Here is a 1,950-nt window from a genome sequence, read left to right on the forward strand (position 1 = left end):
CGCTATTCCCATCGCCGCAGCTCGCGGCCAAGACGCGGCCGGGTTTCAATTATGCGCAAGCGTTTCTTTTCACATAAATCATTAGCCGCGATCCTGGTGATCACGCTAGCAGTGGGCGCTTATGTCACCTCCTACTTTACAGGGTGGGGCAACCAGATCGCGGGACCCAATACAGCAAGCGCACTCGGGTCAAAACCGAAGCCTATCGTCGGCGTAGCGTCCATCGTTGACGGGGACACGATCGAGATCCACGGACAGCGTATTCGTTTCAATGGCATCGACGCACCTGAAAGCAGCCAAAACTGCAGCGACGCAAGCGGGCAAGAATACCCATGCGGCCGCAAATCCGCAGAAGCACTGGACATCTTCCTCAGTCAATCCCGACCCATCCAGTGCAACTTTGTTTCGTGGGATCGTTACAACCGCTTCGTTGGTGATTGTCAGCGGGCGGACGGTGCTAGCATTGCGTCTTGGATGGTCGAACAGGGTTATGCCCTGGATTGGCCTCGATACAGCCATGGTAGTTACGCGTCACAACAGGCAGATGCCCAAAGGGCCAAGATTGGCATCTGGGTTGGCACTTTCACAGCCCCTTGGGATTGGCGAGCAACACATGCAGCCAACAATAAACCCGGTAATGACACATCCTACGGCCTTACAGGCCGTCGCCAAATAGCTCAGAGCTATTCGTGTCAACCGCGTCGCTATTGTAAGCAAATCTCCTCATGCGATGAGGCGCGCTGGTATCTCAATAACTGTAGCTGGGGACCCAAATTGGACCGGGACGGCGACGGAATTCCGTGCGAAGGCATTTGCTGACCAAGCCAATTCCTTAGCGCGCTTTCAGCAAGCCGGACTGGCCACCAGCGTTTCGGTGCATTTGCGCGAGTGCCAATAGAGCCTGGCAAAAGGGCTGGCTGACGTTTGTCTTGGAAAATTCCACCAGCTCGTTGAGCCCGGATGGGCTAGAAAACCGCAAGGCTTCGTAGCGACAGACAGGGATCTGCCGATTATCTCTGAAGCGTTTGTCGGGTCCGCCATTCTTATTGGGATGAGCCCAGGTATAGCTCACGATCTCAGCATCAGATGGAACTTTGCCGGTCTCAATAAAATTGCTGGGGGCAAATTGCGTCCTGAGGTCTCCATACCCAACGGCACCGTACTGGTTTCCGTCCTTCACCAAAATCATGTCTGGCATGAAATAAAGGATTTGCCGGCCGACGTGTATCGACGGTGGTGTGACATTGCTGCGAACAACCGTCGGCAAGGAAGCTTGGAGCGTCGTCGACTTTTTATCGACCAACATCGTGGCTCCCGCATTGCGCTTCCAAGTCGTCAGATCCTCTATCTTGCCACCAGCCGCGACATGCCAACTCGCCGCGCAGCGTGTGAGCGTGTCAAAGGCGGCGACAAGTCGCCCGTAGGCCGCCTCCGCGTCCTGCTCCAAATCATAGTAGAGCACGCTCACCCGGCGGTAGCTGTCCAACCAGTTGCCAATAAGCATGCCCGGCAAAAAGGCAGCAATACCGATCAGCGCCACCCCACCTCCCAGCATTGCGCCTGCGATCAATCCGGCGATCCCAAACAGCACGGCCAGGATGAGCGACATTCGCGTCTGCGATTGCCTCGCATTGATTTCATCAAGCACATTGGCAAATGTCTCATCACGCATCTCGATCACATCGGCGGACTCGATTTCTCTCATCACGACGCCACCGCTGACATATTCCACGGGTGAGGATGTTGGATGGGGCTTTGGCCCAGATGGGAATTCAGACAGTTGCAGCGTCTGCTTGGCGCTGCGCTTTCCCAAAGTGCCTCGGTAGTAGAGACCGCCGACGCCTGCATGAATATAATGCCCTCGTGGGCCAGTCCCGATACGAAGACCTTGCACGCCAACGGACGCGCCAACCCCGCCAGACGAGAAGTTAAAGCGGAAAGGTCCCGCAC

Annotated in this window: 2 protein-coding genes; one reads left to right on the plus strand and one right to left on the minus strand. The window is 56.0% G+C overall.

The window, feature by feature from the left end; genetic code table 11:
• The first annotated feature begins 51 nt into the window (after positions 1-51).
• Positions 52-819: a thermonuclease family protein gene (locus EOB49_RS24140; protein ID WP_095770038.1), complete on the plus strand. Its 768-nt coding sequence runs from the start codon at positions 52-54 to the stop codon at positions 817-819.
• Positions 820-832: 13 nt separating this feature from the next.
• Here EOB49_RS24140 and EOB49_RS24145 read toward each other — a convergent pair.
• Positions 833-1,950, minus strand: a 1,118-nt coding sequence (locus tag EOB49_RS24145; RefSeq protein ID WP_127373604.1) for a DUF4236 domain-containing protein, incomplete at its 5' end; no start/stop codon positions are given.

This window comes from Mesorhizobium sp. M7A.F.Ca.MR.148.00.0.0 (assembly GCF_003997735.1).
In the GTDB taxonomy this organism is placed as follows: domain Bacteria; phylum Pseudomonadota; class Alphaproteobacteria; order Rhizobiales; family Rhizobiaceae; genus Mesorhizobium.

Excerpts from the sequence above, each read along its gene's own strand:
- EOB49_RS24140 (WP_095770038.1), top strand. The coding sequence starts at position 52 with ATGCGCAAGCGTTTCTTTTCACATAAATCATTAGCCGCGATCCTGGTG.